We start from the raw sequence: 26,443 nt of genomic DNA on the forward strand, positions 1-26,443 counted from the left end.
GGTCAGCGCAAACAACTCACATTTCCCGCATCAGACGATGTGCAATTTCGTATTCAGGAGACTGCTCCCATGGAACCCAAAAAGCCTTTCCACGAAATCGTGGCTGAAAAACTGATAGAGCAATTAAAGCAGGGAACCGCGCCGTGGCAAAAGCCATGGCAACCGGGCGAGGCCGGTGGCATCGTGCCAATGAACCCCACCACTGAGAATCGCTACAAGGGCATTAATGCCATGTGGTTAATGGCACAAGGCTACTCCGATCAACGCTGGATGACCTACAAGCAGGCCCAAGACATCGGCGCCCAAGTGCGTAAAGGTGAGAAAGGCACGGGCATTCAGTATTGGAAATTTACTGAAGAGCAAATTTTACGCGATGACCACGGCAAACCCGTGATCAATGCCGAGGGCGATAAGGTAAAACAAACCGTCAGGCTGGAACGACCACGGGCATTTTTCGCCACCGTATTTAATGCCGAACAGATCGATGGTTTGCCGCCTTTGCAGCCAAAGGTTCAAATAGAGCAAACATGGAAAGCACAGGAACGCGCCGAAAATATTTTGGTTGCATCAGGTGCGGTGATTCGTCATGGCGAAGCCGATCGGGCTTTTTATCGACCGGCAACCGACAGCATCCATCTTCCCAATAAGGGGCAATTCCCCAGCGCTGATAACTATTACGCCACAGCGTTGCATGAACTGGGGCACTGGACGGGGCACAGCAGCCGTCTTGATCGAGATTTGACTGGTGGTTTTGGCAGTGAGTCCTATGCCAAGGAAGAACTGCGGGCTGAAATTGCCAGCATGATTTTGGGCGATGAACTGGGAATCGGGCACGATCCCGGTCAGCATGTGGCCTATGTCGGCTCATGGATCAAATCTTTGCAAGAAGATCCTTTGGAAATATTCCGAGCGGCTGCCGATGCTGAAAAAATTCAAGGCTATGTTCTGGGCCTGGAACTGGCGCGTGAACAATCCTTGCAGCAAGAACCAACCCTTGAACCGAAAATCCAGCAAATCGAAATCGATGGCCAAAGTTACGCCGTCATTCATGCAGATGACTTGGTGCAGCAAAACCGTCGCTCCGTCATGGGCAAGGTTCTGGCAATTGAGCCGGATGCCGTGTTTACTAAATTTGGTAAGGATGCCGGTGGTCGCGAACAGGTTGCCGTACATAACCCAGCCAAGCTGGACGCCATTCCGGCGCTGGGTTCATTTGCGTCCATCAATTACGGTGCCGATGGTTTTGGTAAGCTGTCAGGCAATCAGCACAACAAAGCTTTAGAACAACATATGGGGCGGTGAAGCCCCATCCCTCTCAATTCCTTGCCCCCTTGATACCGTGATTGAGTCCCCAAAAACTGGATTCAATCATGGCCAAGAACCCCTCTTCCCCGACTGAGCTTTACAACCTCTCCAATAAATCGCCCGAGCCAGGCGGCTTGCAATTAATGGGCGTGGCCGCTGGCTTGCTCATGTTGTTTACAGTGATGGTTGTCACGACACAATACTTAGCATCTGCTTTGGATTATCAGGCAGCTTTGGGTTCGCCACTGATCGGCAAGCTGTACGCACCTTGGATGTTTGCCATCTGGCTGTGGCAATACGGCAATGTGCCAACCCTTAAATCGATTGTATTTATCGCTTATGTGTTGCTGATTGGTGGGGCTGCGGTTGCCGTGATTGGTGCGGCGCTCATCAGCTATTGGTATCGGCGCAAGTTTGGCAATGTCGGCATGGATTCCCTGCATGGGTCGGCGCACTGGGCAAGCGAGGATGAAATCAAGGAAATGGGGGTGTTCGATTCCGCTGGGGTATTTATCGGCGCATGGAAAAATCCATGTGGAGATGTTCAGTATCTGCGTCACGATGGGCCTGAGCATGTCATGGCCTTTGCGCCGACTCGCTCTGGTAAGGGCGTGGGCTTGGTGTTACCCACCTTGCTGGCATGGCGGCATTCGGCCTTGGTGTACGACATCAAGGGCGAGAACTATGCGCTAACAGCAGGCTGGCGCGAGAAGGAAGCTAACAACCGCATTATCCGGTTTTCACCAACCGACATCACCGGCTCGGCCAGTTACAACCCTTTGAATGAAGTGCGCTTGGGTACCCAGCGGGAAATCGCTGATATTCAGAACCTCGTGACGATGATTGTTGACCCAGATGGCAAGGGCATGACCGACCACTGGGCAAAAACAGGCCATGCGTTGCTGGTCGGTACTGTGCTGCATGTGATGTATTCGGAGGAGGATAAAACCTTGCGCGGGGTGGCCACATTTCTCTCTGACCCTTCGAGAACCTTGGAAGAATCTCTTGCCGAAATGATTAATACGAATCACTTGGGCGATCGGCCGCACCCCGTCGTGGCCGCCTCAGCGCGCGACATGATGAACAAGGCTGATAATGAACGCTCCGGCGTGCTTTCGACCGCCATGTCGTTTCTTACGTTGTACCGCGACCCCATCGTGGCCTCAAACACCGACAAATCCGATTTTGCCGTGGCCGACTTGATGAATGCCGAGCAGCCGGTATCGCTGTATCTCGTGGTGCCACCTTCAGATAAAGACCGCTTAAAACCCCTGATTCGTTTGATGATTAACCAGATTATCCGCAACCTGACCGAATCGATGGAGTTCAAAGATGGCCGTTCGGTGGCGGGTTATAAGCATCGATTGTTGCTGATGATTGATGAGTTTCCCTCCTTGGGTCGGCTGGATATTTTTCAGGAAGCCTTGGCATTTATCGCCGGTTACGGCATGAAGGCGTATCTCATTACCCAAGATTTAAGCCAGCTTTACGCGGCGTATGGCAAAGATGAGTCGATCATGTCGAACTGCCATATACGAATCGCCTACGCGCCAAACAAGATCGAAACAGCCGAATTGCTCAGCAAAATGAGCGGCACCACCACGATCATCAAGCGGCAAGAGAGTTTTTCAGGTGGGCGCACCAAGCTAATGCTCGATCAAATCAGCACCAGCATTCAGGAAGTTCAGCGGCCATTGCTCACGCCCGATGAAGCCTTGCGACTGCCGGGGCCGCAAAAGGATGGCCAAGGCAACATCATGGAAGCGGGCGATATGCTGATTTTTGTCGCAGGCAAAGCGCCGATTTACGGCAAACAAATTTTGTACTTCAAAGACCCGCTCTTTCTGGCACGCGCCAAGTTCCCCGCACCGAACGCGCGCCCAGTGGCAGCCGCTTTAAGCGCGCCAGCCCACGCAGCCGTGGCGGAAATCGATGAACAAACTCCGCAACAACCAGCGCCACTCAAGGCCGCGCCAAACTCAGTCGCACCGCCTTTAGGGAAAGGACAAACCGGCGTTGCGTTTGCGCCGTTATCGCCCACGTCCAGCTCGGAAAACCGTGAAACCAGTGCCGTGCAGACGACACCAATGACCGCCTCGACATCGGCCACGCTGAACAGCGCAACATTTGCGCCTGCTCATTCCCCAGCCGAAGAATCCAAACCGCATGAAAACATCACAGCCGAACCAGAATCAGAATCGCATGGGGAAGAAATGACGGCGGATGGTTTTGCCGTAATTCCAGAAGAAACGCAGGATTTGCTTCCAGCCGATTTAGATACGGGTGAGCCGGATGCCGAACGGTATGGCACCGAGGATTTGGTGATTTGTCATGCCGATGAGCCCGTCCGCGTAGCGCGCCAGCCGGATGACTTATTAAACGAGTTCAAAGCCATCACAGAAAATGCCGAGATGGATAGCGCCGAGCAGGCATGGTTCGCTGTGGCAGACGATACACCCGATGTCAGCGAATTACGCGAAACCGAGATTAGCGATGAAGGAACCGATGCCATCTTCGATATTTTCAGCCCGCGATAACAGGAGAACATCATGAGCAGTTATATCAATCGTGCACAATTGCAAGGGGTTGTCGGCAATGATCCCGAATTACGTTATGTTGGCGAGAGCGGCAAAGCCGTGTGCAATGTGCGCCTTGCCACCACCAATCGCTATAAAACCGCCCATGGCGAATTTGCCGAGGAAACCGAGTGGCACACAGTCGTCGGCTGGGAAACCGTGGCCGAGCGCATGGCGCAGCTCAATAAAGGTGACTGGGCAGCCATTGAAGGCCGCATCCGCACCCGAACAGCAAAAGACGCCAAGGGCACAGAAAGAACCCACCGAGAAATCATCTGCGAGAGGGTAACGCGAGTCGATGTTTTGAAAGCAGAAACACGGGCAGATAGTGCACCGAACCAAGCGGCTGAAAAACCATCCCGTGCCAATGAACCGGCTCGACCTGATGAATCGTGGGGTGGGTTTGTTTCTTAACTTATTGAGGTTGCGCAAGTCCCAAAACGGGACAACTGTCCTCTGCTATGCGTATCCCTTCGGCGCCCCCATGTCGAGCGGATGCCGCTTGCCATGAAACAGAATGAACCGCCTAATCCATTGAAGATATTGATTTTCCGTGCGGATGCTGTAATTCTTGGTTCGGATCAAATCACGAACCTGATCGAGTAGTTTTGGCCAAGGTGTGTTTATATTCATCCATGGAGCCCTCTATTTCTTAATCAGGCAATTAAATCAAAGGAATATGTAAATGCCAACCGTGTTATACACCCACCCTCTACTGAAATATACACCTACCAAGGTGTATATTGCTTGTTAGAACCCTATGAATGCTTGGATTCTTCTTCTCCTAACCACCCTGAGCGGATATGTCACATATGACTCATTTCGATGGGGTAGCTCAATGAAAAAGGCACCATTTAGTGTCATTTCAAGCATGTGGAAAGGGGGGCTTAGCCACCTACCATTGAGTGAGCAAAACAAAATCAAAGACCGCTACACTTCTTCAATCTTTGGCGTGTTCCAATTTCAGTTATTTTTCCTGATCGTTACTATAGGTATGGCTGTTGAAACTGTTCGAGCTTTTCTGGCATGAGTTGCGGTTCTAACATCACGCTCAACCCGACCGCCCACCCGCTGCGCGGGCGGGTTCCCTCCGCGCTACGCGCTCCGGCGGCGGGTTAGCTTTAACGTTAGGCACTCCGTGATTCAGGGTGCTTTCTGTCAGTGGTTTGGCAGCCAATTCGGGCTACAAACTCACCATTCAAATTCCGGCTCGCGCCTCGTCGGGGTTTGGTGCATAGTTGCCAACAAAGGCGTGGCTCACAGGGAGGTTCCGTACAGCATGAGTTTGCAGTCTTTCCTTTGCTCCGCGCCTAACATCACGCTCAACCCGACCGCCCACCCGCTGCGCGGGCGGGTTCCCTCCGCGCGTCGCGCTCCGGCGGCGGGTTAGCTTGAACGTTAGCCACTCAGGAGAAATTTGTAATGAAGACAGCAGTACTTGCAATTGACGTTCAGAACGGGATATTCAACGCCGCCAGACCTCCTTATGAATCTGAAAATATATTAGATAATATTCGCCAGCTAATATCTCATGCTCGCAAGAATGGAAATTCCGTAATATTTGTTCAGCACGAAGCTCAAGGAGTTGTCGAATACGGATCGGATGCATGGAAAATATATGATGGGATTGCTGTTGAGGAAGCAGATATGCGCATCAGGAAAAGTACGCCAGATTCGTTTGTGAGCACTGATCTTGACAAGACCCTAAGAGACGCTGAAGTAGACCATTTGATTATCTGCGGGTACTCATCAGACTTTTGCATTGATCGTACAGTTTTCAGGGCCGCATGTTCTGGATATCGAGTGACTTTAGTTGAAGATGCTCATACCACCCACGATAAGCCGCACCTCAGCGCTGAAAAGATCCGCGAGCATCACAATTTCATTCTCTCTAAGCATCCAGCAGTGACACTAATGAAATGTAGCGAGCTTGTGAGTGGCTAACAATTCGTTGCAGGCCGACCGCCCTGACGGGCGGCGGCCTGAACTCAAACGTTAGGCCCATGAATCAGCAAGCCGTGCGTATTTATCTGGTTGCTGCGATGGGATCCAACCGCGTTATCGGGAACGGCTCCAACATCCCATGGAGGATACCTGGCGAGCAAAAGATTTTTCGTACGCTCACTGAGGGCAAGGTGGTCGTAATGGGGCGAAAGACCTTTGAATCAATCGGCAAGCCTTTGCCAAACCGCCACACCGTAGTAATTTCGCGCCAAACGCACTACCTAGCGCCAGGCTGCACTGTCGCTACAACTCTCGCACAGGCGATTGCCATCGCTGCTGAAGCTGGCAAGGATCTATATGTCGCCGGCGGAGCTGAAATATACGCCCTCGCCATGCCGCATGCCCATGGCATCTTTCTTTCTGAGGTGCACCAAACCTTCGACGGTGACGCCTTCTTTCCAAAGCTGGATGAAAAAGACTTCGAGCTTGTCTCGTCAGAAACAATTCAAGCTGCTATCCCATATACTTACTCTGTCTATGAGCGTCGAAACGGCTAACAAGTCCGTCAACGGGACGCCAAATTGCTGCGCATTTTGGTTCCCTCCACTGCGCTCCGGCGCCCGTTACGTCCAACGTTATGCATCGAAGGAGAAAATATGATTATTGATCATATTGGGATGGCTATATCAGATTATGATAAGAGTAAGAAATTTTATTCTAAGGCATTGGCGCCATTAGGTATTGGCCTCGTAGCAGAAGTACAAGGCTGGGCGGGTTTTGGTAAGGATGGGAAGCCTGAATTTTGGTTTGGTGTCCACGAAAAAATACAAAACCCGATGCATATTGCGTTCTCTGCGGTCAGCAGAGAAGAAGTCAATAAATTCTATGAGGCAGCAATTTTGGCAGGCGCAAAAGACAACGGAAAACCAGGCGTGAGAGAAATCTACCACCCAAATTATTATGGTGCTTTTGTCATTGATCCAGATGGCCACAATATCGAGGCTGTTTGTCACGCAGAGGAAAATAAATGAATGCTTATCTAATCTTGGACATATCGATCAATGACTTTGAAAGCTTTAAAGGATATATAGAAAAAATACCAGCATTCATTCAAAAACATGATGGCAGATATGTCATACAAGGTGTCGAGCCTGAAGTGATGGAGGGCGATTGGAAACCCGAAAGAGTTGTTGTTATCGAATTTCCTACAAAGGAAGGAGCAAAGGGCTTTCTTAATGATCCAGATGCACAAGCGCTATTTGACATCCGTTATAAATCAACAACTAGCAAACTTATACTTGCAGAAGGTTGTTTGTAAATAAATGCATAACAAGGCAAATCACGGACAGTCAAAAGCATCGCTTCGCTCTGTTTTGCCTGCCCGTGATTTGCGGCGTTATATGCCATCAGAGAGTTTGTGCATTGAAAAATTATATTTATTTAGATTGGAATGTACTTCAATACATGAAGCACAAAACCATTACAAAAGATTTTGATGCCGCACTATTTAAAGAATTTATTAGTGAATTATCATCAACGTACATCTTCCCCGCATCTGAAGGACATCTACGGGACCTTGCATCTTCCTCTAAAGAAAATAACCAATATATAGAAGAAGATATTTCTTTTTTAAAAGAAATAACAAAAGGTTTTATGCTGGGAGTCAACCCGGATGAATCATTGACTCCAGTTGAGGCTGATATTTATAGTGAATTTAAAAAAATTCAATTAAATACTCCCTCCCGTCCAGAGATTAAGGTGGCGGGAGGAAGCTATAGAATTGACATGGAAAAACTCTCAAAGGACAGTCTATTTAGACCATTCCTTGAAAAAAGCAGCGGAATCCTAAATTCTAGCGTTATGGATAGTTTCATAAACATGATGCAGGAGTCGATAAGCACTCCAGAAACATACAAGAAATTTCGAACAGAAGTATCAAATTTAAAATCATCATTTTCCAACAATGAAACCATCCTTAACAAGGAAAGTCCGTATTTCAAAAAACTAGAGGAAATTATAGATTATTTTGAAATAAGTAATGCTGACACCCTTCTGGAAAGATTTCCAAAAATACAAGAATCTTTTCTAGCAATAGACGGAAGAAAACTGGGGGATTTAACCAAAGGACAAAAGATAGAAAATGCTTATTTACTACTAGATTTTCACCCCTTATTTAGAGATAAAATAAATAAAAAAAAAGCCCGAAAACATGTTCAGAGACTTGAAGCACTTCTTCTTTGCATCAGACGCGAGGTATTATGTCACTGAAGATGACAGCTCATATAAGAAATCAAAATTTGTTGCTAAAGCTCTGGGGCTAAGGGTCAGGATTATGAAAATGAATGAGCTGAGATTTAAGGTAGCTTGCATATAACACGTCGTTCAATACGGACGCGCTAACGCGCGCAGATTAACTCCAACGTTACATGGGAAATCCAAATGAATCAACATGCTTTTACCGTTTTCGTACACCTAAAGGCCGAAATTAGTTGGCTGGCTCTTTCTCGTCCAGAGCGAAATGAGCTAACTCAGGCAAAAATTTTTCCAATTCTGCAAGAACATCCAAATGTTCATCACACGCATTTTGATGCCGAGGCATTTTGTGGATTTGTATCCGATATTGAAATGTTTTCATGTGATGATCCGCGCCAATTCTATTTCTTTTTTGAAAAATTCCGAGATTCAGAGCTAATTTCAAAGGGGTATTTTACAATTGTGAATATCTTCCCCGCATACGCAGATGGTTATGTTGAGTATGAAAATCGACTTAAGGCCTAACCTCGCACTCAACCCGACCGCCCACCCGCTGCGCGGGCGGGTTCCCTCCGCGCGTCGCGCTCCGGCGGCGGGTTGGCTTTAACGTTGGGCACAAGAGGTCAGGTTGTAATCTTGGACAATACCCGTTTTCACGTAATTACTGGTGCTTCTGGGGGCGGCAAGTCAACACTTGTGGCTGCACTGAAGGATCTTGGCTACTCCACTGTCCCAGAAGCGGCCCTCGCTATCATGCGAGAACAGCTGGAATGCAACGGAAAAATCCTCCCTTCAGTTGATCGCACAGCCTTTATGGAAGCGGTACTTGCCCGCAGCATTCGGGATTACGAAACAGCTCAATCACTGAACGGGCCCGTGTTCTTTGATCGAGGCATCCCCGAATGGGTGCGTTACCTTGGTGCTAGCGCAGAGCCAAGCGCTGTAGCGGCAACTTCGCTCCGATATGCCAGCACGATTTTCGTGGCAGAGCCTTGGCCGGATATTTATGTGTGTGATCATTATCGTCAACATGGCTTTGAGCGAGCAGCCCGATCATACGAGACAACCATTTCGGCGTACATTGGGGCCGGTTATAAGACGTGTGTTCTCCCCAAGGCTTCGGTGCAAGAGCGAGTAGAATTCATCCGTGCAAAACTAGAAACTATTGCCCAACAAGGCGCTCCAGCCGACGTCAAAACTGCTTCGCAGTTCCGCCGCGGCTGAGCTTTAGCGTTATGCCTCAATCTTCAGGTAGGAGTTTTTTATGAGTTCAAAGTATTCTGGTCAGTGTCTTTGTGGGGAAATCAGCTACTCTGTTGACGTCGAGCCAGTATTTACTGGTAATTGTCACTGCAAAGATTGCCAAAGATCATCAGGCAGTGCGTTCATTCCGGCGATGATTTTCCCTGAGAAAAATGTTGCTGTTTCAGGTGAAGTAAAATATTTCGAATCTCAGGCTGACAGCGGAAATATGCACAAAAGAGGTTTCTGCCCGAATTGTGGTTCTCAATTGTTTGCTTGGTTCAGCAATATGCCAGGAATGCTGGGTATAAAGGCTGGAACTTTGAATGACGCATCAAGCTATGTTCCAAAGTTGGATTTCTATGTGAGCAGTGTTGCACCTTGGGACTTTATGAACCCAGCACTACCTAAAAAGCAAGGGGCAGCACAAAGCTGATGGCAGTGCTTAACAATTCATTCCAGTGGATTGTCAAAAAGCTGCGCTTTTTTCCGCTCGCTGAATTCAGACGTTAGACCCCAATCATCAGTGTCACGGAGAAACCAGATGAGTAGCTATACCGGCTTATACACACAGCAGTTGAGTAACGGAACGATTTATAGTGTTCAGGTTGTCGATCCAGGCGGCAATTCATTACCGCTCGAACCTGCCGTGTACGTCGCTCGCCAGATAAAACCGCTAATTGATGAGCTGCCTGACGTCGCAAACTATAAGCCAGCGCCGCCAAAGCCAAAGATTTCGCCTGTGATACTTGCGCTTGCTGATTGGGTTGAAGGCAAAGAGGTCCCCGGTGAAGTTCTCAACAAGATGCAGCAATTCGGGTTTATATTTCCGGATCAAGATGGTCAATTAAAATTAACGCCAAGCGGTGCGCAAACTCTCCGTGAAATCGGCCGAGTCTAACAGCTCGTCCAAGCGGGCGCGTGAAAAGCCGCGCGCCGCTTAACTACGGCATTATAAGCTCAAGGAAAATCTGTGAGTAAGTCAAAGAAAATCATCGACAATCCGACAAGTGCCGAGTTGATAAAGCAATTTGAAGCGTTTGAAAGCTTGGAGGCTCTATACAAGGCTTTTCCGATCGCTCGCAGCCTGTTCCCTGGCATGGAACAGGCCTTCACTGAATTCAAGAAGATTAAGGAACAAGCAGAAATACTGAAGGTGCCTGATCGGTTCAATGAACGTTTTGCGAACCTGGGATTCATCGCATATGAATCAATGAATATAGAAGTAATGCAGGAAGCAATAAAAATTTACGACACCGATGGAAAGGATGCAGCGGAACAATACCTGGCCGACTCTTATGATGCAGATTGTTTAGAATGGGGCATACGCTGGTTTAATAGTAGCCCAGAGTTTCGTCGTCGAATCCGCCTCGCTGAACTTGCAAGGGTGGATTACCTGGCAGGTCGTCATCATGCTTGCATTCCTCTACTTCTGAGTATGCTAGATGGGCTCGTAAATGATGTTTCAAATCATGTTGGTTTTTTTGCTGAATCAACAGACGTAACTGCTTGGGATTGTATTGCAGCACATGAATCTGGGCTGCAATCATTGGTTTTGCTCATGACGAAGGGACGAAACAAGACAAATGATGAAAGTATTTCCATTCCCTTCAGGCATGGAATACTACACGGAAGGGAGCTTGCCTTTGATAACAAGCTCGTAGCAGCAAAAGTCTGGGCAGCTCTATTTGCGGCTAGAGATTGGGCTGTCGCATTAGCGGATAGCAAAAAAATACCTAAGCCAAAAGAAGAAAAGTCATGGTCAGAAATATTCGCTCAATTAGCCGAAAATAATCGTCAGAAAAAGCTATTGGAGGAATGGAAGCCACGCAACAATCATGAAATTCCATATTTACCTCATACAGGTGAAGCAAGTCACCTGCCATCAGGAACACCTGAGAGAGCTGTGGCAGAGTTTATAGAAAACTGGATAGCCAAAAGATATGGTTTGATAGCGAAATCACTTTTATATTTCACCGACGATTCAATAGGAAAGAAATCGGGAAGAGCTAGGGAGGATTTCGGAAGCTGGGTGCCCATATCCTTCAAAGTGCTTTCTATTGAAGATCAGGCGGCGGCTGTATCGCATGTTGAAGTAGAGTTAACGTTTGAGAGGGAAAATGAGCCAATTTTCAAACATGCTTCTGTTCGAGCTATTTATCAAGATACTGAAAACAATGCATTGATCAGAACTGAGTCTGATGGTGTTTGGAATATCGTTCAGAACTCCTTCACGGATATATTGTATGCAAGTCGCTTATAACAAGGCGCTTACCCGACCAAAAACCGCTACACGGTTTTCGTCGGGTGAGCTTTGTCGTTAGCCATAATGGGAAATTTAGATCGTGCACCAATATTTAGAGTCAACGGAGTACATAGACTGGAAGACACCAGCAGTGTTGGCCAAGGCAAAATCACTGGCTGATGGTGCTGATTGTGTCGAGGTGATTGCCGAGAAGTGCTTTCTATTTGTCCGAGACAGAATCGAGCATAGCTGGGACTACGAGCGTGATCCTGTTACATGTAAAGCCTCTGATGTTCTGGAGCACGGAACAGGTTACTGCTATGCGAAGAGTCATCTACTTGCGGCATTACTGCGTGCGAACGGTATTCCAGCCGGGCTGTGCTATCAGCGGTTGACCATTAGCAATGACAAGCCGCCATTTTGCCTGCATGGGTTAAATGCCGTGTATTTAGAAGATCATGGTTGGTATCGGATTGATGCCAGAGGAAACAAAGAAGGGGTCTCGGCTGATTTCTGTCCTCCGGTTGAACGGTTGGCATTCCCAATAATCTCAGATGGAGAGGCTGATTTGCCAGAGATATGGGCAAGCCCTATTGGGCCTGTTCTTGAGGTGCTTCTAAAAAGAAGTGCCTATAAGGAGGTGGCAGATAATCTTCCGGATATTCAGCTGGCTTTGGCTAACAAGGCAATGCACGCGACGAGCGCGTGATTGCAGCGTTGGACCCCATGATATGAGCTCGAACTTCACGATCCAAAGGGCGATTACCGACGACGCGCAAGAGGTCGCTGTAATGGTTGGCGAGTTGCTGGCTGAAATCATGAATGCCATTGGTGTTCAGGCGTTTAACTTCGACCTTGTCGAAACGACATCTAGACTCCAGGACTTCCTCAACCGTGAGAAGTATTTTGTATTTGTCGCTCGTGGCGTGAGTGGGAATCCGGCAGGGTTTATTGCCCTTTATGAAAGCTATGCTCTCTACGCTGAAGGCACTTTCGGCACCATACCGGAGCTTTACGTTCGCCCAGATTACCGCACAAATGGGCTGGGTCTCCGTCTAGTGTCCCAAGCAAAGTCTTTCGGCGCGGCACGTGGCTGGAAACGGTTGGAGGTAACAACGCCGCCGCTGCCGCAGTTCGATAGAACCTTGGCGTTTTATGAGCGTGAGGGTTTCGCCATAAGTGGTGGCCGCAAACTGAAGGTCTCCCTGTGATGAATGGCCCAACCCGTCATTCCACCGGACCTGCGCAAAAAGCCGCGCAGTCCGCTGAATTCAAACGTTAGGCGCCACATGGGAAACCCCTATGAATCAACATGCTTTTACCGTTTTCGTACACCTAAAGGCCGAAATTAGTTGGCTGGCTCTTTCTCGTCCAGAGCGAAATGAGCTAACTCAGGCAAAAATTTTTCCAATTCTGCAAGAACATCCAAATGTTCATCACACGCATTTTGATGCCGAGGCATTTTGTGGATTTGTATCCGATATTGAAATGTTTTCATGTGATGATCCGCGCCAATTCTATTTCTTTTTTGAAGAATTCCGAGATTCAGAGCTAATTTCAAAGGGGTATTTTACAATTGTGAATATCTTCCCCGCATACGCAGATGGTTATGTTGAGTATGAAAATCGACTTAAGGCCTAACCTCGCGCTCAACCCGACCGCCCACCCGCTGCGCGGGCGGATTGTGACAGTGAAGCAACACTAAATCGAATTCCCCAAGCCCCTGACACACTGGTATCGCATCCAGTGAACAGAGGGCTCTATCTTGAACAAGCAATCCAAACCCGCCGATGCTCCATCGGCGCATGAACAGCTCAATCCGTATATTTCCGCGCGTCGGGAATGGAATGAGCGCTATGGCGATTATGTGTCGCAGGCCAAAAACTGGCGCATTGTGGCAGTGTTATCCGGGATCACGGCAGTTATGGCAGTGGCTGGTGTCATCTATATCGGCGCGCAAAGCAAATTCATTCCCTATGTGGTGGCGGTCGATCAGCATGGCAGCGCTGTGGCAGCCGGTATTGCCGACCGGGCTTCAGCCACTGATCCGCGCGTGATTCGTTCGCTCATCGGGCGATTCATTACCGATTTACGCGGGGTGATTTCCGATCAACAGGCCGAGAAGGCGGCCATTGATCGGGTGTATTCCATGCTTCCTTCGGGTGCGGCATCCACCACCGTTATTTCGGGTTGGTTCAAAGACCAATCGCCTTTTTCCCGCTCGGCGACGGAAACCATTTCAGTTGATGTTGAGAGCATTCTGCCGATTTCATCCAAATCGTGGCAGGTCGATTTCCGCGAAACCGCCCGCTCGCCCAATGGCATGTTGCTCTCTAAAAAGCGCTACCGCGCCACGCTGACCACCCAACTTTCCCCCATCACCAACGAGCAATTGATTCGCCTGAATCCCATTGGGCTGTTTGTGACTGATATTTCCATCACCCAAATTCTTTGATTGAGGAACGCACAATGAATAAACCCATTTTGATTCGCGGCCGCATGTTATCGCCACTCGCAAGGGCTGTGGCTATCGGCATTGCCTTGTCCGTCACTTCGGTGGCGTTCGCCGAACCAGTCGTGCCCGCGATTGAGCACGGCGGCGCTGAGACACGACCATCTCAGGCGAATACGGTGGCGATGCCGAGACACTTAAACCTCACCCCGATTCCAATCCCTCACCCCGCCGTGATGGCCAGCACGATGAGTGAGCGGTTTTTGCAAAACCCCAAGGCCATTCCAGCTCAAGGTAATAACGGGCAAGTCACTTTTGTGTACGGTCAAAGCGTGCCCACCATCACCTGTGCTCCGCTGCGGATTTGCGACATTAGCCTTGAGCCCGGCGAGGTGATTAATGGGGCGCCGCAAATGGGCGATACCGTGCGTTGGCAAGTGGCACCCGCCGTTTCCGGTGAAGGGGCTGACAAAATCACGCATGTGATTGTTAAACCCACCGATGTTGGGCTGGACACCAATATGGTGATCCCCACCAATCGGAGAACTTATTACCTGCGCTTGGTTTCCGACAAGAAGAATTATGTGACCAGCATTGGCTTCACCTACCCAGATACGCAAGCCAAGCAATGGGCGGCGTATCAAGCGCAGCAAGCCAAGAAAGCCGCTGTTGTTGTAGATAAGCCTGCCGTTTCTGTCGATCAGCTCGACTTCAATTACACGGTTAAAAGCGTGAAGGGTATGGGCATGGTGCCGGTACGCATTTTCAACGATGGTCAGAAGGTATTTATCCAGATGCCAACGGATATGCAGGAAGCACCTGCTCTGTTTATCGTCGGGCAGGATGGCAAGGATCAACTCGTGAATTACCGCCTGCGTGATGGTTATTTTATCGTCGATCGATTGTTTCATCAGGCCGCGCTGATTGCAGGCGTAGGCGACGATCAATCCCGTATCACGATCACGCATCATGACCATCGTGTTATCGAGAAAGCCAAATCGGACAAAAATTGGTTTCTGGATTATGAGGATTAAGCCATGAGCAAGACACCTACTGTCGAGCCCGCGGGCTTGTCTTCAAGCGGAAAACCTCTGACTACCAAAACCGAGCCAAAGCTGGGAATCCGCGTATCCAAACGCGCCGCTTTGTTGCTCGCCATCCCAGTCGCCTTGGCGGGCGGCGTGGTCATTTACAACATTTTCTCTCGGGGAGATGAACCAACTTTGGCCTCTGCCGATAAGCCAAAAACGGTCGAATCAGCGATGGATGTGGCAGAAAGTATCAACCAAAAGGCCGCGCGCCTGGTTGCGCCGAGCCTACCTACCGCTTCAGATCAGCATAGTGGGTCGGCGGCTAGTGACAAGCCAAATGCCAAACCAACAACCAATCAAGCGACCGCTCCTGATTTAAGCCATGCAACACCATCAAATGAGCAACCCAAACCCTTAACCCCTGCGGAACAAGCGGCTCAGCGTTTGGCCGATGAGCGGCTCCAGCGCTTACAACAAGCCATGGATGCAGCAACCAAAACCAAATCATTTCGGGATGCCAATGGTGGTGCGCCAATGGATGAACCGTCCATCAATCGTGGGTCGTTGGGGCAAGTTTCTGGGCTTGGATTGGCGGCAAGTGGTTCTGGATTCAATCCGAGCAGCCTATTGGGTAATGCCGCCGGTCAGGGCACCCAAGGCGATCAAAAGGACAAAAAAGCCTTTTTGCAGGCCGCCAAGGCTGAAATCGCCACACCAACTCTGGCCGCTTCGGTTAAGCCTGCTCAATCACCTTTTGAAATCAATTCCGGCACCGTTATTCCTGCCGTGTTGGTAACCGGTTTGAACAGCGATTTACCCGGCGAAATAATCGGCCAGGTTTCTGAAAATGTGTTTGATACCGCCACGGGCAATCACTTGCTCATTCCCAAGGGGGCAAAGCTCTTTGGTCAGTATGACTCGCAGGTCAGTTATGGCCAGAACCGTTTATTGGTGGCTTGGCAGCGGGTCATTTTCCCCAATGGCTCAACCCTTGAAATCGGCGGCATGGGCGGCGTGGATAAAACAGGTTCGGCAGGCTTTGAAGGTCAGGTGGACAACCATTATTGGCGACTGTTCACCGGCGCCTTGATGACTTCGATTTTCAGCGCCGGGATTCAGCTTTCACAGCCGCAAACCAACAACAACAATGGCGTGCAGGGAACGGGACAAACCATTGGCGCAGCCGTGGGGCAACAAATTGGCCAATTGGGCGTTTCTATTTCGCAAAAGAATCTGGCCATCCAGCCGACCATTGTCATCCGGCAAGGCTATCGCTTTTCGGTGATGGTTGATAAGGATGTTGTTTTTCCGGGAGCGTATCAATGACCGGAATCGATACCTCTGAACTCAAGCATGTTTCCCTGCGTTTATCACCCTTGGGGGAACGCATTTTGCGTCAATACACCGCCCGGCGGGGTGATGTGGCGCGGGTAGTGGATACCGCATTGCAATTCATTTTGCAGGACGATCGCGCCTATCAATTAACCCTGTTCCCGCGCGATCACAGTGGCGACATTGATTTGTTTACAACCAGTGTGCGTTTGCGTGCGCAACAGCATCAAGAGGTTACGAAGCTTTGCCAGCACTTGGGCGTATCTCTGTCGGTATTTATTGAAGCGGCGCTTATCGAGGCCGATGCGCGCGGTCGATTAATCACCACGAGGAACAGAATATGAACATTATTACGGTAACGAACCAAAAAGGCGGCGTGGGTAAAACAACAGTCTCGGTTCACCTCGCCTGCGGCTTGGCGGAACGGGGGTATAAAACCTTGCTCGTTGATTTGGATGGTCAGGGCCAGGCCAGCACGCACTTAACCGGCGATACGGCCATCAATCGCCGCCCTAATGGTGGCGCTGAATTGCTGTTTGATCTTGAAAAGCTTAAAACCGGCATCTCACCTTTAACCACGCCGCTGGGTGTTGATCTTTTGTTTGGCCACAATGCTTTATCACGCATCGATGAGGGGGAGCGCACCACGGGTGATGCGATGGGGGTGCGGGATTATGTCCGCGCCCTACCCTATGACTTCATCGTGATCGACACCCCACCGGCCATGCAGTTGCGCCAACTTGCCGCTGTGTTGTGGGCAGATCGGCTCATCACCGTCATCGAGCCGGAAGAAAAAGCCGTGGCGGGCTGGACGCGCGTGCGCGACATGATCAAAGCAGCCAGCGCCAAGGGGCTATTAGTGGATGGATTTGAGGCGAAGGTGCTGCTGAATCGCGTTGATAGCCGCATTGCGGATCAGCGTAACGCAGTGAAGCAGATGAAGGCCGCTGTACCAGGGATGATCGATACCGTGCTCACCGCTCGCCAAGCCGTGGTCAGCACGGCCTACAGCTCGCGCCTGCCCATTTGGCACCTGAAGAAAGATAAGGTAGATGCGGATTACGCGGCGTTATGGCGTGATTTACCCATTGCTATTGGGCTAACTGATCGCGTTCATCCAAGTACCGTAACCGAGGTGGCGTGAGATGGCTTCCGTTCTTGATTTTCTCGGCGAGGCCATGATGGATGGGGCGGATTCAACTGCCTCATCGGGCGTAAATTATGAAGGCATTCAGCGGATAGACATTGATCTCATCAAGTCAGACCCGGAACAACCCCGCCGCTTGTTCGATGAAGAAAAGCTCGAAAACCTCGCCGCTTCTATTCGACAAATGGATCTATTGCAGCCCATCCTCGTGCGCGAGGAGGCGGGGTTAATCATCATGGTCGATGGGGAGCGCCGATGGCGGGCGGCCAAGATGGCCGGACTCAAGGATGTGCCGGTGGTGTTCAGCAAGCAGGCGCAAGCGCGGGTTCTGTTGGCGCAGGTGGTGGCCAATGAAAACCGAGAAAATCTCATGGACATCGAGTTGGCCAAGGTGATTAACACCCTCAAGCGCGAATACAAAATCACCGGGCGCGAGTTGGGAAAATTGCTCAATCGCAACGATGCCCAGATTTCCCGCTTAATGCTGCTGGTTAAAAACCCAGAAATTCTGCAACTGGCTGAAGAGGGCATTATCACCAGCGCTGAACACGCGGCATTGTTCTCTGCACTTGACCCCGACACTCAAGCCGAACTGGTGGCTCAAGCAAAAGACAATCAAACGGCGCTTACCCACCAAGATTTAACTGCGCAAAGAGAAAAACCGCAAACGGCAGCACCCACTGTGAACGAGCGCCCGATGGATGAACCGGATGCTGATTCCAGTCATTCACCGAATACCGATGATCTTGGTTCGGTTCCCGATGCAGGAATCGAATTGCAAGGCGAGTGCGCCGATGGATGGGAGTCTGACGATTCAATCAACACGACAAACCATGACGAAAGCCAGACATCAGAGTTTTGTGGGGAAGAGAACACCACCAAGGCCAAGGGCGCAGGCAGCTTGACGCTCACGCCAGCGCAGTTTTCAGCCCTTTATGAAGATAACCCCAGCATCCTCGATGGCCTTACTTCTATTACCCTAAAAGCTCCACCAGAGTTGATTGCTGAACTGTCGGATTGGGGTTCGGCGGGATAAATCGAAATCCCAGAGGGTGTGTCATCTTGAACCTGTTAATACAACAAACAGCCATAAGGAGCACACCATGAATACCCTGGCCTTGCCCACTTCACGGTTACTGACCACCGAAGAAGCGGCCAATTATCTCAATATCAGTAAGGAATTCTTGAAGCGGATGCGCTAGGGCAAAACCACGGGCGTGGTTGGTCCTGTTTATGTGAAATTTGGCTCTCAGCCTCGTTATGATCGACGCGATCTTGACCGATGGGTCGAGTATTACCGAACCAATGAAGGCCAGACGCAAGCCAATCAGAGTCATTGAGCATGGATGAACCAATCAACGATCTGCGACGTAAACATTTTCAAACAGAAGATGGGCTGATTCCGTATTTGCTGGAAGCGCACGCCATCGCCCATCTTCTGAACACATCGATGGATACGATGCGCATGCTCATCAAAACAGGGGCGTTTTGCGAGCCCGCCCCCTTTAACGAAAACCCGGACAAGAAAACGATCCGATGGCGCACGGAAGATGTCGCTAAGTGGCTACAAAGTTTACGGCGCATCAATGACAAAGGCCAAGAAATACCGGAGGAATTGCGATGAAACTCATCCCCCTGCCTGTTTGGCTCGAGCAAACATTCGGCGAACATCAGCCGACCATTAATACGGCACGGGCTTGGTGCCGCCAAGGACGCATCAAGCCATCACCAAAGAAAATTGGTCGAACTTACTACTTGCAACCCAATGCAGAGCATGTCAACAATGCCAACTCCCATCCCAGACTCATCGAGCGCATCCTTGGCGAGACCGCGTAGCCGCAAAAAAAACGATCTTCCCGCGAATCTTTACGAACCGCGTGCGGGTTACTTCGTCTACCGCAATCCGGAAAATGGGAAAACCTACACGCTTGGACGGATCAGTCGGGGGGAGGCGCGCGATCAAGCGATAGAAGCCAATCGCACCTTTGAACAACGAGCCGAGCAACGCCTCATCAACCGATTGCATGCCCAAGCACTGGGTGAAACATTCAGTGACTGGCTGAACAAATACGCAGAAGTCCTGAAGCGCAGGAACCTTGCTGACAATACGATGCGCCAACATAAATGGCGCATTAAAACCATGGAGCAGCAATTCGGAGCCGAACCATTCGTCCGTCTGCACGAAACTCGCCACTGGGCCGAATGGCTGGATACATTCACAGAACAGGACAAAACCAGATCAGCCATTGCATGGCGAAGCTGGCTGCTCGACTGTTTTAATGCGGCCATTGCCGCTGGTTGGGTCGATAGAAACCCCATCGAACCCATCCGCGCCCCTACAACCATCGTCAAACGCGACCGCCTTAGTCTTGAGGCGGCACGAGCCATTATATGTGTCGCGCGGGAACAGAAAGATCAATGGATCGCGCGTAGCATTGAGTTAGCACTCATCACAGCTCAGCGCCGAGAAGACATTGCCAGCCTCCAGTTCCGCAAGCGTGACGCGGCCAGCGGATGGGTGGAAAGCGATAGTCTGTATGTCACTCAGCAAAAAACCGGCGCGCGGCTGGCTATTCCGCTCACCCTCGCCATGCCTGAAATTGGCATGACCTTAGGGGACGCCATTGATGCCTGCCGAGATCATATCGCCAGCCGCTGGCTTATTCATCAAACCAATCCCCACGGCAACAGCCCGGCAGGCTCCCAAATTTGGCGCGACACAATCACTCGCCGCTTCGCGGATATGCGGGATGAAGCCGCTCGACGATCTGAGACTCCTCTATGGCGGCAGGATAAAGAACCACCAAGTTTCCATGAACTGCGAAGCCTATCGTTGCGGCTACACACTGCACGACACGGCAAAGATTTTGCTCAAGCACTAGCTGGGCATAAAGACGCCAGAACCACCGATACTTATCGGGACATTCGTGGCTCAGAATGGGTGAAACTTTCGACTGATGTGTTCAAAACACCGTGATAAGCTATTGATTCAAATAGATTGAAAACGCGTGTTTTCATGCGTTTTCAGAAGCAGAGAATACAACACAAAATATTGATTTATATGAAAAAAACATCCATTTTATTCGTATGCATGGGCAATATTTGCCGCTCTCCGACAGCGGAGGCCGTTTTCCGAAAATACATTGAGGACGCCGATTTAATGGATGCGGTCGTGATTGACTCAGCCGGAACGCACGCCTTCCACATTGGCAACCCGCCGGATCGGCGCTCGACAACCGTTGCAGCCGAGCGAGGCTATCGTATGGATGTGCTGCGCGCGCGCCAGGTCAGCGCGGGCGATATCGAACAGTTCGATTATGTCTTGGCAATGGATCACGAAAATCTTTCGATTCTCAAACAGTTGGCCCCAAGCCATTTGCGGGACAAGCCCCAGTTATTCATGTCGTTTGCGCCCGATTACGGGCTGAGCGAAGTGCCCGACCCGTACTACGGTGGCGCAAATGGCTTTGAGCAGGTACTCGATATGGTCGAGGCGGCCTGCGACGGATTGATTCAGACGATACGCCACCAATCGGGCGGACGCTGAGCCGACTGGAAATATGCCGGAATCAGGCCTTGGGCTTTGCCCCAAGGTGTGAGTGGCGATAGGAATAGGCGAAATAAATCACCATGCCGATAGCCAGCCAGCCGAGGAAACGGATCCAGGTCACAACGGGCAGGAACATCATCAAGGCCCCGCAGGAAAGGATGCCCAAAATGGGCAGGGTGTAACCAAAGGGATTCTTGAACGGACGCGGCAGATCGGGCTGACGCAGCCGCAAAACAATCACACCGAGACTGACGAGCACAAATGCGGCCAGCGTGCCGATATTCACCAATTCGGCCAATTCACCCAATGGCACCAGACCGGCAACGAGTGAAATCACCACGCCACAAATCACGATGATTCGCACGGGTGTTTGTCTAACGGGATGGACACGCGCCAACTTGCTGGTAAGTAGTCCATCTCGGGACATGGCAAAAATAATCCGCGTCAATGCGTAATACAGCACCAGCATCACCGTGGTCAGGCCGGTAATCACACCGGTCGCGACCAGCGCAGAAGCCCAGTTGTAACCTAGTATTTGGAGCGAATAGGCTACAGGCGAAGAAACGTTGAGCTTGGTGTACGACACAACACCGGTGAGCAACCCCGAAACCACGATATAAATGAGCGTACAGATAATCAGTGAAGCGATAATGCCGATGGGCACATCACGTTGAGGATTGCGCGATTCCTCTACCGCCGTCGATACGGCATCGAAGCCTACGTAGGCGAAAAACACGATGGAGGCACCAGCCAGAATACCGATCGGACGACCATCGGCACCGTGCTCGAACCAGCCGAACGGGATGAAGGGCGTCCAGTTCTCCGGATGCACATTGAACCCGGCCACCGCGATGAACACGGTAATGGTCAGCAGCTTCACGAACACCATGGCCACATTGACACGCGCCGATTCCCGCACGCCGATAATGAGCAGAACCATCAACATGAGAATAATCAGCGACGCGGGCAAGTTGATCATGCCGCCCATCGATGGCGCCTTGGTGAGCGCGGCGGGCAAACCCAATCCGATCGCCGTCAGCGCATTCTCGAAATACCCCGACCAACCATTGGCCACTGCCGCGACCGAAACGGCATATTCCAAAATCAAATCCCAACCGACCATCCACGCGATAATCTCGCCGAAGGCCGCGTAACTGTACCCGTAAGCACTGCCCGACCCGCCCACCGAAGCGGCCAGTTCAGCATAAGCCAACGCAGCGAAAGCACTGGCCAAGCCCGCAAAAATGAAGGAGATAATCACGGCCGGACCGGAATAGACCGCGGCCGCAATCCCCGTAAGCACAAATATACCGGTACCGATAATTGCGCCAATGCCCATGAACGTCAGATCGAACGCACCCAGGCAACGTTTCAGACCGGTGTCACAAAAGGCGGCAGGGTTGGCAGGTTTGGTTCGGAATAAATTCATAAGGCGGCGGGTTCCTTAAATCAAAAATGACCATTGAGTTAAAAGATGACCATCTGACGACAATCCCTGTTTCATCCGATTCTAGCCCGAAAAATGATGAATTGGTTCAATTTTGTCCCGCCCACCACGCGATGATTGCCCTATAACAATCAGGGGATTAATCAGTTGCGCCTTAACGTTCACCCTGTTGACGGCTATAATCATCGGCCATTTTCCACCGATCAGCAGCGAGATTCCCATGGCCGTCCGCAAATCCTCGACCACTGCGCATGCGATTGAAGCCGGGAATCCGGATGTGATCGCGCAATACGAGCGCAGCATGAGCGAGCTGGAACAGATCGTGGCTCGGCTGGAACAAGGCGAGACCACACTGGAGCAATCCTTGGCCGATTATGAGCGCGGAGCCCTTCTGGCCCGACAGTGCGAACAGGCGCTCAAGGCCGCAGAACAGCGCATTGAAGCACTCATGGAGTCCGACGAGGAAGAATCACCGAAGAAAAACGGCAAAAAAGACAGCCCAAAAACGCAGCCCGACCTGCCGCCAGCCGATGCCTTCTTCGATGTTTGATCACCTCACGATCGACACTGTCACATTCCAATCTTGGCAGAGCGACTTTCAGACTGCGTTCGATATCCGCCTAAAACAGCGGCTGGGCAACATGCTGGGCGAATCCCCGCAGCGGTTGAAAGATGCCATCGGGCACGCGGTCATCGACGGTGGTAAACGGCTGCGGCCGATTTTGGTCGTTCTGGGCGCCAGTCTGGATAGCACACCCGGCAGCCTACCCGACCCGAACGATCCCCGGCTAGAACAGTTATGGAATGCTGCCGTCGCCATTGAGTTGATCCACGGCTACTCGCTCATCCATGACGACCTGCCAAGCATGGACAATGACGATTTGCGCCGGGGCAAACCCACCGTCCACCGCGTGTTTGACGAAGCCACCGCCATTCTGGCCGGCGATGCATTGCAGTCTCTGGCATTCAGTCTGCTTGCAGATGCACCACAAACCGATGTTAAGACCCGTCTGAACTGGGTTTCACTGCTCAGCACCGGTGCGAACCGGATGGTGTTCGGCCAGCAGCTCGATTTGAACCCGCCTGCGCAGATTCCGGCATTGGCGGAACTCACCCGGATGCACGAACTGAAAACCGGCGCCTTGCTGTATGCCGCATTGATGATGGGCGCTAATCAAAGCTCAGCCGAAGATCGCGCAGCGCTGGAAGCGTTCATTCGCCCGCTTGGACTCGCCTTCCAGATCCAGGACGACATCCTTGACGCCACCGGCACCGCCGAACAACTCGGCAAAACACCCGGCAAAGATGCGGCCGACCACAAATACTCATACGTGACGGTGCTGGGGCTGGACGCAGCACGCATCCATCTGAACGCCACCATGAGTGAAGCGCTCAATGCCCTTGAACCCATGGGCACACGTGCCTGTGGCCTGCGCGCCTGCGCCCGCTTTGTTTTGATGCGGGACCATTGATGAGCCCCACTCCCAACCATCCGACCGATTTCAACTTGCTCGATCTGATCGATCAACCGGCCGACCTGCGCCGCTTGCCGAAGCGACAACTTGTCCAGCTCGCCACCCAATTGCGTGCCGAACTGATCGAGCGCGTTGCACAAACAGGGGGACATCTGGCGGCCAATCTCGGCGTCGTCGAACTGACCATCGCGCTGCATTACGTATTCAACACGCCCGATGATCGACTGATCTGGGATGTCGGTCACCAGAGCTATGGACACAAGATGCTTACCGGGCGCCGCGAAGCCATGTCCGGGCTTCGGACGCGGGATGGCATATCCGGTTTCACACGCCGGGTGGAAAGTGATTTCGATCCCTTTGGCGCCGGGCATTCCAGCACCTCGATCAGCGCCGCGCTCGGCATGGCAGTGGCGGCCAAATTGCGCGGCGAAGACCACCATGCCGTCGCGGTGATCGGCGATGGCGCACTCACGGCCGGGCAGGCCTTCGAAGCCCTTAACCACGCGGGCGACATGAAGGCGAATCTGCTGGTGGTGCTTAACGACAATGAGATGAGCATCTCAAGGAACGTCGGCGCGCTCAATCAGCACCTCACCCGACTTCGCAGCAATCCGGTCGTGAACAAATTGCGTCAGGGTGGGCAGAACCTGCTGTCTCAAACCGGCCCCTTGGGTGAAATCCTCAATACCACGCGCGTCGGCTTGCGCGATGGCATGAAACACTTGCTGGGCGTCACCAGCCTGTTCGAAGAATTGGGCTTTGCCTACTTCGGCCCCATCGACGGCCACGACCTGCCACTGCTCGTCGACACGCTGGAGAACCTGCGGCGCCAGACTGGACCGCGCTTGCTGCACGTTGTCACCCAAAAAGGCCGAGGATTCAACCCGGCGGAACTCGATCCGGTTCGCTATCACGGCGTCGGAAAATTCGATCCGGAAAAAGTTATCAAGCTCGAACCGCAATCCGTCAGCCAGAGCACGGCTCAAAAAACACCGCCACCCAAAACCTGGACCATGGCCTTTGGCGACTGGCTCGACACCCAAGGCGGCAATCCGTCGGTCGTCGTGATCACGCCCGCCATGATCGAAGGCTCGGGTCTTGCCGGCTTTGCAGCACGTCACCCGCAGCGCTGCTTCGATGTCGGCATTGCCGAGCAACACGCCGTCACCTTCGCGGGGGGCCTTGCGGCAGAAGGCCTGCGCCCTGTCGTCGCCATTTACTCCACCTTCTTGCAGCGCGCTTGGGATCAGATGATTCACGATATCGCATTGCAAAATCTGCCGGTATTGTTCGCCGTAGATCGGGCCGGATTGGTCGGGCCGGATGGCGCAACCCATGCAGGAAGTTTCGACCTTGCCTTCGGGCAGGCCGTGCCGAATCTGAAAATCGCCGTACCCGCCGATGCCGCCGATCTTCATGCCGTACTGGATTGGGGCATTGCGGCCGATTCACCCGTACTGGTGCGTTATCCTCGCGGTGAGTGCCCGTCCGATCTGGGTGGCGAAGCCGCGCGCACACCGCTGGGTCTGCGCGTCCGGCGACGGGCCGAAGATCCCCATCAGAGCTTGCTGGTCATCGCATTGGGTTCCAAGGTGCAAGCGGCATTAAACGCCAGCGCCGATCTGGCGGCCACCGTGGTTGACCTGCGTTGGGCCAAACCCATCGACTGGCCGGCCCTGCTGCCGCTGATTCATGAACATGCCGCCTGGATGATCATTGAAGAAGGCAGCAAACTGAGCAGCATCGGCGCCAGCATGATTGCGCACACGAGCGAATTGGGCCTGTTCAAGCCAGTCAAACACATCGCGCTGCCCGACACATTCATCGAACACGGCACCCGCACAGAATGCCTTGCCGATTGCGGACTTGACGAACGTAGTCTAAACAGTACGATGACCGACTTTTTACGGCAGGTACTGCCCGCATGAACACCATTGCCCCGCAAGCCGATGCATCAAGCGCGCTTGAGCCCATTTTAGATCGCTTAAACAAACAGTTGGCCGCATCAAACGGACAATTCTGTTTGAGCGTAACCGTGGATTTTGCCGCTGCCCATCAATTGCATGGCTACGAGGGCAATTGCGCGCGATTGCATGGCCATAACTGGAAAATCATTGTCGAAGTCACCGGGCAAAAGCTCGATGATGTCGGGATGGTCATCGACTTCAAGGCCATGAAAAAAGCCGCGCGTGCGGCGGCCAAAACCTTGGATCACCAGTTCCTGAACCAGATCGAACCATTTGATCGCATCAACCCGACCGCCGAACACATTGCCGTCTGGTTCTTTGTGGAACTGGGCCGGATGCTCAACCAGCCCAATGCCCGCGTGAGCGCTATTACGGTATGGGAAAACGATTATTCCGCCGTCACCTATCGCGCCTGAACCGGCTGCGTTCCACACCGTTGCAAACCTTCAACTTTAAGTCCTCATTCGACGAATCTAA

At 51.6% G+C, this 26,443-nt stretch carries 34 protein-coding genes; 32 read left to right on the forward strand and 2 right to left on the reverse strand.

The window, feature by feature from the left end; all coding sequences use genetic code 11:
• Positions 1-69 precede the first annotated feature (69 nt).
• The 3 genes from HNEAP_RS08230 to HNEAP_RS08240 all read left to right on the forward strand — a co-directional run bounded on the left by HNEAP_RS08230 (position 70) and on the right by HNEAP_RS08240 (position 4,295).
• The gene (locus tag HNEAP_RS08230; protein ID WP_012824508.1) at positions 70-1,302 is read left to right on the forward strand and encodes an ArdC family protein; all 1,233 of its coding nucleotides are present in this window, start codon (positions 70-72) and stop codon (positions 1,300-1,302) included.
• Between the two features lie 68 nt (positions 1,303-1,370).
• Complete coding sequence (locus HNEAP_RS08235; protein WP_012824509.1) at positions 1,371-3,842, forward strand: type IV secretory system conjugative DNA transfer family protein; 2,472 nt, start codon at positions 1,371-1,373, stop codon at positions 3,840-3,842.
• Between the two features lie 12 nt (positions 3,843-3,854).
• A complete protein-coding gene (locus HNEAP_RS08240) occupies positions 3,855-4,295 on the forward strand; it encodes a single-stranded DNA-binding protein (RefSeq protein ID WP_012824510.1) in 441 nt (146 codons plus the stop codon).
• A 45-nt stretch (positions 4,296-4,340) separates the two neighbouring features.
• On the opposite strand, the gene HNEAP_RS12565 is transcribed toward HNEAP_RS08240, so the two are convergent.
• Positions 4,341-4,514 carry a phage integrase N-terminal SAM-like domain-containing protein gene (locus HNEAP_RS12565; protein WP_012824511.1) on the reverse strand — a complete coding sequence of 58 codons (174 nt, stop codon included), beginning with the start codon at positions 4,512-4,514 and terminating at the stop codon, positions 4,341-4,343.
• Between the two features lie 205 nt (positions 4,515-4,719).
• On the opposite strand from HNEAP_RS12565, the gene HNEAP_RS12710 reads away from it, so the two are divergent.
• The 25 genes from HNEAP_RS12710 to HNEAP_RS08350 all read left to right on the forward strand — a co-directional run bounded on the left by HNEAP_RS12710 (position 4,720) and on the right by HNEAP_RS08350 (position 21,074).
• Positions 4,720-4,911: a hypothetical protein gene (locus tag HNEAP_RS12710; protein ID WP_155802509.1), complete on the forward strand. Its 192-nt coding sequence runs from the start codon at positions 4,720-4,722 to the stop codon at positions 4,909-4,911.
• Between the two features lie 392 nt (positions 4,912-5,303).
• The gene (locus HNEAP_RS08245; protein ID WP_012824512.1) at positions 5,304-5,825 is read left to right on the forward strand and encodes a cysteine hydrolase family protein; all 522 of its coding nucleotides are present in this window, start codon (positions 5,304-5,306) and stop codon (positions 5,823-5,825) included.
• A 59-nt stretch (positions 5,826-5,884) separates the two neighbouring features.
• Entirely contained in the window at positions 5,885-6,382 is a 498-nt protein-coding gene (locus HNEAP_RS08250; RefSeq protein WP_012824513.1) for a dihydrofolate reductase, read from the forward strand.
• Between the two features lie 99 nt (positions 6,383-6,481).
• The gene (locus HNEAP_RS08255; protein WP_012822994.1) at positions 6,482-6,856 is read left to right on the forward strand and encodes a VOC family protein; all 375 of its coding nucleotides are present in this window, start codon (positions 6,482-6,484) and stop codon (positions 6,854-6,856) included.
• Positions 6,853-7,143 (forward strand): DUF1330 domain-containing protein, encoded by a 291-nt coding sequence (locus tag HNEAP_RS08260; RefSeq protein ID WP_012824514.1) that lies wholly within the window; start codon positions 6,853-6,855, stop codon positions 7,141-7,143. Before HNEAP_RS08255 ends, HNEAP_RS08260 begins: the two co-directional genes overlap by 4 nt.
• A gap of 146 nt (positions 7,144-7,289) precedes the next feature.
• Complete coding sequence (locus tag HNEAP_RS08265) at positions 7,290-8,093, forward strand: hypothetical protein (protein ID WP_012824515.1); 804 nt, start codon at positions 7,290-7,292, stop codon at positions 8,091-8,093.
• A 165-nt stretch (positions 8,094-8,258) separates the two neighbouring features.
• Entirely contained in the window at positions 8,259-8,603 is a 345-nt protein-coding gene (locus HNEAP_RS08270; protein ID WP_272866938.1) for a darcynin family protein, read from the forward strand.
• A gap of 111 nt (positions 8,604-8,714) precedes the next feature.
• Positions 8,715-9,302, forward strand: a complete 588-nt coding sequence (locus tag HNEAP_RS08275; RefSeq protein WP_041600918.1) for an AAA family ATPase — start codon at positions 8,715-8,717, stop codon at positions 9,300-9,302.
• A 40-nt stretch (positions 9,303-9,342) separates the two neighbouring features.
• Entirely contained in the window at positions 9,343-9,756 is a 414-nt protein-coding gene (locus HNEAP_RS12570) for a GFA family protein (RefSeq protein ID WP_012824518.1), read from the forward strand.
• A 108-nt stretch (positions 9,757-9,864) separates the two neighbouring features.
• Positions 9,865-10,221 (forward strand): hypothetical protein, encoded by a 357-nt coding sequence (locus tag HNEAP_RS08280; RefSeq protein WP_012824519.1) that lies wholly within the window; start codon positions 9,865-9,867, stop codon positions 10,219-10,221.
• A 72-nt stretch (positions 10,222-10,293) separates the two neighbouring features.
• Positions 10,294-11,583, forward strand: coding sequence for a hypothetical protein (locus HNEAP_RS08285; RefSeq protein WP_012824520.1), 1,290 nt, complete (start codon positions 10,294-10,296; stop codon positions 11,581-11,583).
• 82 nt (positions 11,584-11,665) lie between these two features.
• Positions 11,666-12,274 (forward strand): transglutaminase-like domain-containing protein, encoded by a 609-nt coding sequence (locus tag HNEAP_RS08290; protein WP_012824521.1) that lies wholly within the window; start codon positions 11,666-11,668, stop codon positions 12,272-12,274.
• A 22-nt stretch (positions 12,275-12,296) separates the two neighbouring features.
• A complete protein-coding gene (locus HNEAP_RS08295) occupies positions 12,297-12,776 on the forward strand; it encodes a GNAT family N-acetyltransferase (protein WP_012824522.1) in 480 nt (159 codons plus the stop codon).
• Between the two features lie 91 nt (positions 12,777-12,867).
• Complete coding sequence (locus HNEAP_RS08300) at positions 12,868-13,206, forward strand: darcynin family protein (protein WP_012824523.1); 339 nt, start codon at positions 12,868-12,870, stop codon at positions 13,204-13,206.
• Positions 13,207-13,330: 124 nt separating this feature from the next.
• Positions 13,331-14,020 (forward strand): VirB8/TrbF family protein, encoded by a 690-nt coding sequence (locus HNEAP_RS08305; RefSeq protein WP_012824524.1) that lies wholly within the window; start codon positions 13,331-13,333, stop codon positions 14,018-14,020.
• A gap of 14 nt (positions 14,021-14,034) precedes the next feature.
• Entirely contained in the window at positions 14,035-15,051 is a 1,017-nt protein-coding gene (trbG, locus tag HNEAP_RS08310; protein ID WP_012824525.1) for a P-type conjugative transfer protein TrbG, read from the forward strand.
• A 3-nt stretch (positions 15,052-15,054) separates the two neighbouring features.
• A complete protein-coding gene (locus tag HNEAP_RS12300) occupies positions 15,055-16,374 on the forward strand; it encodes a TraB/TrbI/VirB10 family type IV secretion system protein (RefSeq protein WP_012824526.1) in 1,320 nt (439 codons plus the stop codon).
• Entirely contained in the window at positions 16,371-16,724 is a 354-nt protein-coding gene (locus tag HNEAP_RS08320) for a hypothetical protein (RefSeq protein ID WP_012824527.1), read from the forward strand. The genes HNEAP_RS12300 and HNEAP_RS08320 overlap by 4 nt, the downstream gene beginning before the upstream one ends.
• Positions 16,721-17,524, forward strand: a complete 804-nt coding sequence (locus HNEAP_RS12305) for a ParA family protein (protein WP_012824528.1) — start codon at positions 16,721-16,723, stop codon at positions 17,522-17,524. The genes HNEAP_RS08320 and HNEAP_RS12305 overlap by 4 nt, the downstream gene beginning before the upstream one ends.
• Before the next feature lies 1 nt (position 17,525).
• Positions 17,526-18,563 carry a ParB/RepB/Spo0J family partition protein gene (locus HNEAP_RS12310; protein WP_012824529.1) on the forward strand — a complete coding sequence of 346 codons (1,038 nt, stop codon included), beginning with the start codon at positions 17,526-17,528 and terminating at the stop codon, positions 18,561-18,563.
• A gap of 67 nt (positions 18,564-18,630) precedes the next feature.
• Positions 18,631-18,729: a helix-turn-helix domain-containing protein gene (locus tag HNEAP_RS12870; protein WP_166636005.1), complete on the forward strand. Its 99-nt coding sequence runs from the start codon at positions 18,631-18,633 to the stop codon at positions 18,727-18,729.
• A gap of 140 nt (positions 18,730-18,869) precedes the next feature.
• Positions 18,870-19,151 carry a helix-turn-helix transcriptional regulator gene (locus HNEAP_RS08335; RefSeq protein WP_012824530.1) on the forward strand — a complete coding sequence of 94 codons (282 nt, stop codon included), beginning with the start codon at positions 18,870-18,872 and terminating at the stop codon, positions 19,149-19,151.
• A complete protein-coding gene (locus HNEAP_RS08340; protein ID WP_012824531.1) occupies positions 19,148-19,363 on the forward strand; it encodes an excisionase in 216 nt (71 codons plus the stop codon). The genes HNEAP_RS08335 and HNEAP_RS08340 overlap by 4 nt, the downstream gene beginning before the upstream one ends.
• Positions 19,347-20,504: a tyrosine-type recombinase/integrase gene (locus HNEAP_RS08345; RefSeq protein WP_012824532.1), complete on the forward strand. Its 1,158-nt coding sequence runs from the start codon at positions 19,347-19,349 to the stop codon at positions 20,502-20,504. The genes HNEAP_RS08340 and HNEAP_RS08345 overlap by 17 nt, the downstream gene beginning before the upstream one ends.
• Before the next feature lie 84 nt (positions 20,505-20,588).
• The gene (locus HNEAP_RS08350) at positions 20,589-21,074 is read left to right on the forward strand and encodes a low molecular weight protein-tyrosine-phosphatase (protein ID WP_012824533.1); all 486 of its coding nucleotides are present in this window, start codon (positions 20,589-20,591) and stop codon (positions 21,072-21,074) included.
• 22 nt (positions 21,075-21,096) lie between these two features.
• Here HNEAP_RS08350 and HNEAP_RS08355 read toward each other — a convergent pair whose 3' ends face one another.
• The gene (locus HNEAP_RS08355) at positions 21,097-22,506 is read right to left on the reverse strand and encodes an amino acid permease (RefSeq protein ID WP_012824534.1); all 1,410 of its coding nucleotides are present in this window, start codon (positions 22,504-22,506) and stop codon (positions 21,097-21,099) included.
• 238 nt (positions 22,507-22,744) lie between these two features.
• On the opposite strand from HNEAP_RS08355, the gene HNEAP_RS08360 reads away from it, so the two are divergent.
• The 4 genes from HNEAP_RS08360 to queD are packed head-to-tail and all read left to right on the forward strand — an operon-like array spanning position 22,745 to position 26,382.
• Positions 22,745-23,074 carry an exodeoxyribonuclease VII small subunit gene (locus HNEAP_RS08360; RefSeq protein WP_012824535.1) on the forward strand — a complete coding sequence of 110 codons (330 nt, stop codon included), beginning with the start codon at positions 22,745-22,747 and terminating at the stop codon, positions 23,072-23,074.
• A complete protein-coding gene (locus HNEAP_RS08365) occupies positions 23,067-23,996 on the forward strand; it encodes a polyprenyl synthetase family protein (RefSeq protein WP_012824536.1) in 930 nt (309 codons plus the stop codon). The genes HNEAP_RS08360 and HNEAP_RS08365 overlap by 8 nt, the downstream gene beginning before the upstream one ends.
• Positions 23,996-25,927, forward strand: coding sequence for a 1-deoxy-D-xylulose-5-phosphate synthase (gene dxs, locus HNEAP_RS08370; protein WP_012824537.1), 1,932 nt, complete (start codon positions 23,996-23,998; stop codon positions 25,925-25,927). The genes HNEAP_RS08365 and dxs overlap by 1 nt, the downstream gene beginning before the upstream one ends.
• Complete coding sequence (queD, locus tag HNEAP_RS08375; RefSeq protein ID WP_012824538.1) at positions 25,924-26,382, forward strand: 6-carboxytetrahydropterin synthase QueD; 459 nt, start codon at positions 25,924-25,926, stop codon at positions 26,380-26,382. The genes dxs and queD overlap by 4 nt, the downstream gene beginning before the upstream one ends.
• Positions 26,383-26,443: the final 61 nt, after the last annotated feature.

The organism is Halothiobacillus neapolitanus c2 (assembly GCF_000024765.1).
GTDB lineage: Bacteria > Pseudomonadota > Gammaproteobacteria > Halothiobacillales > Halothiobacillaceae > Halothiobacillus > Halothiobacillus neapolitanus.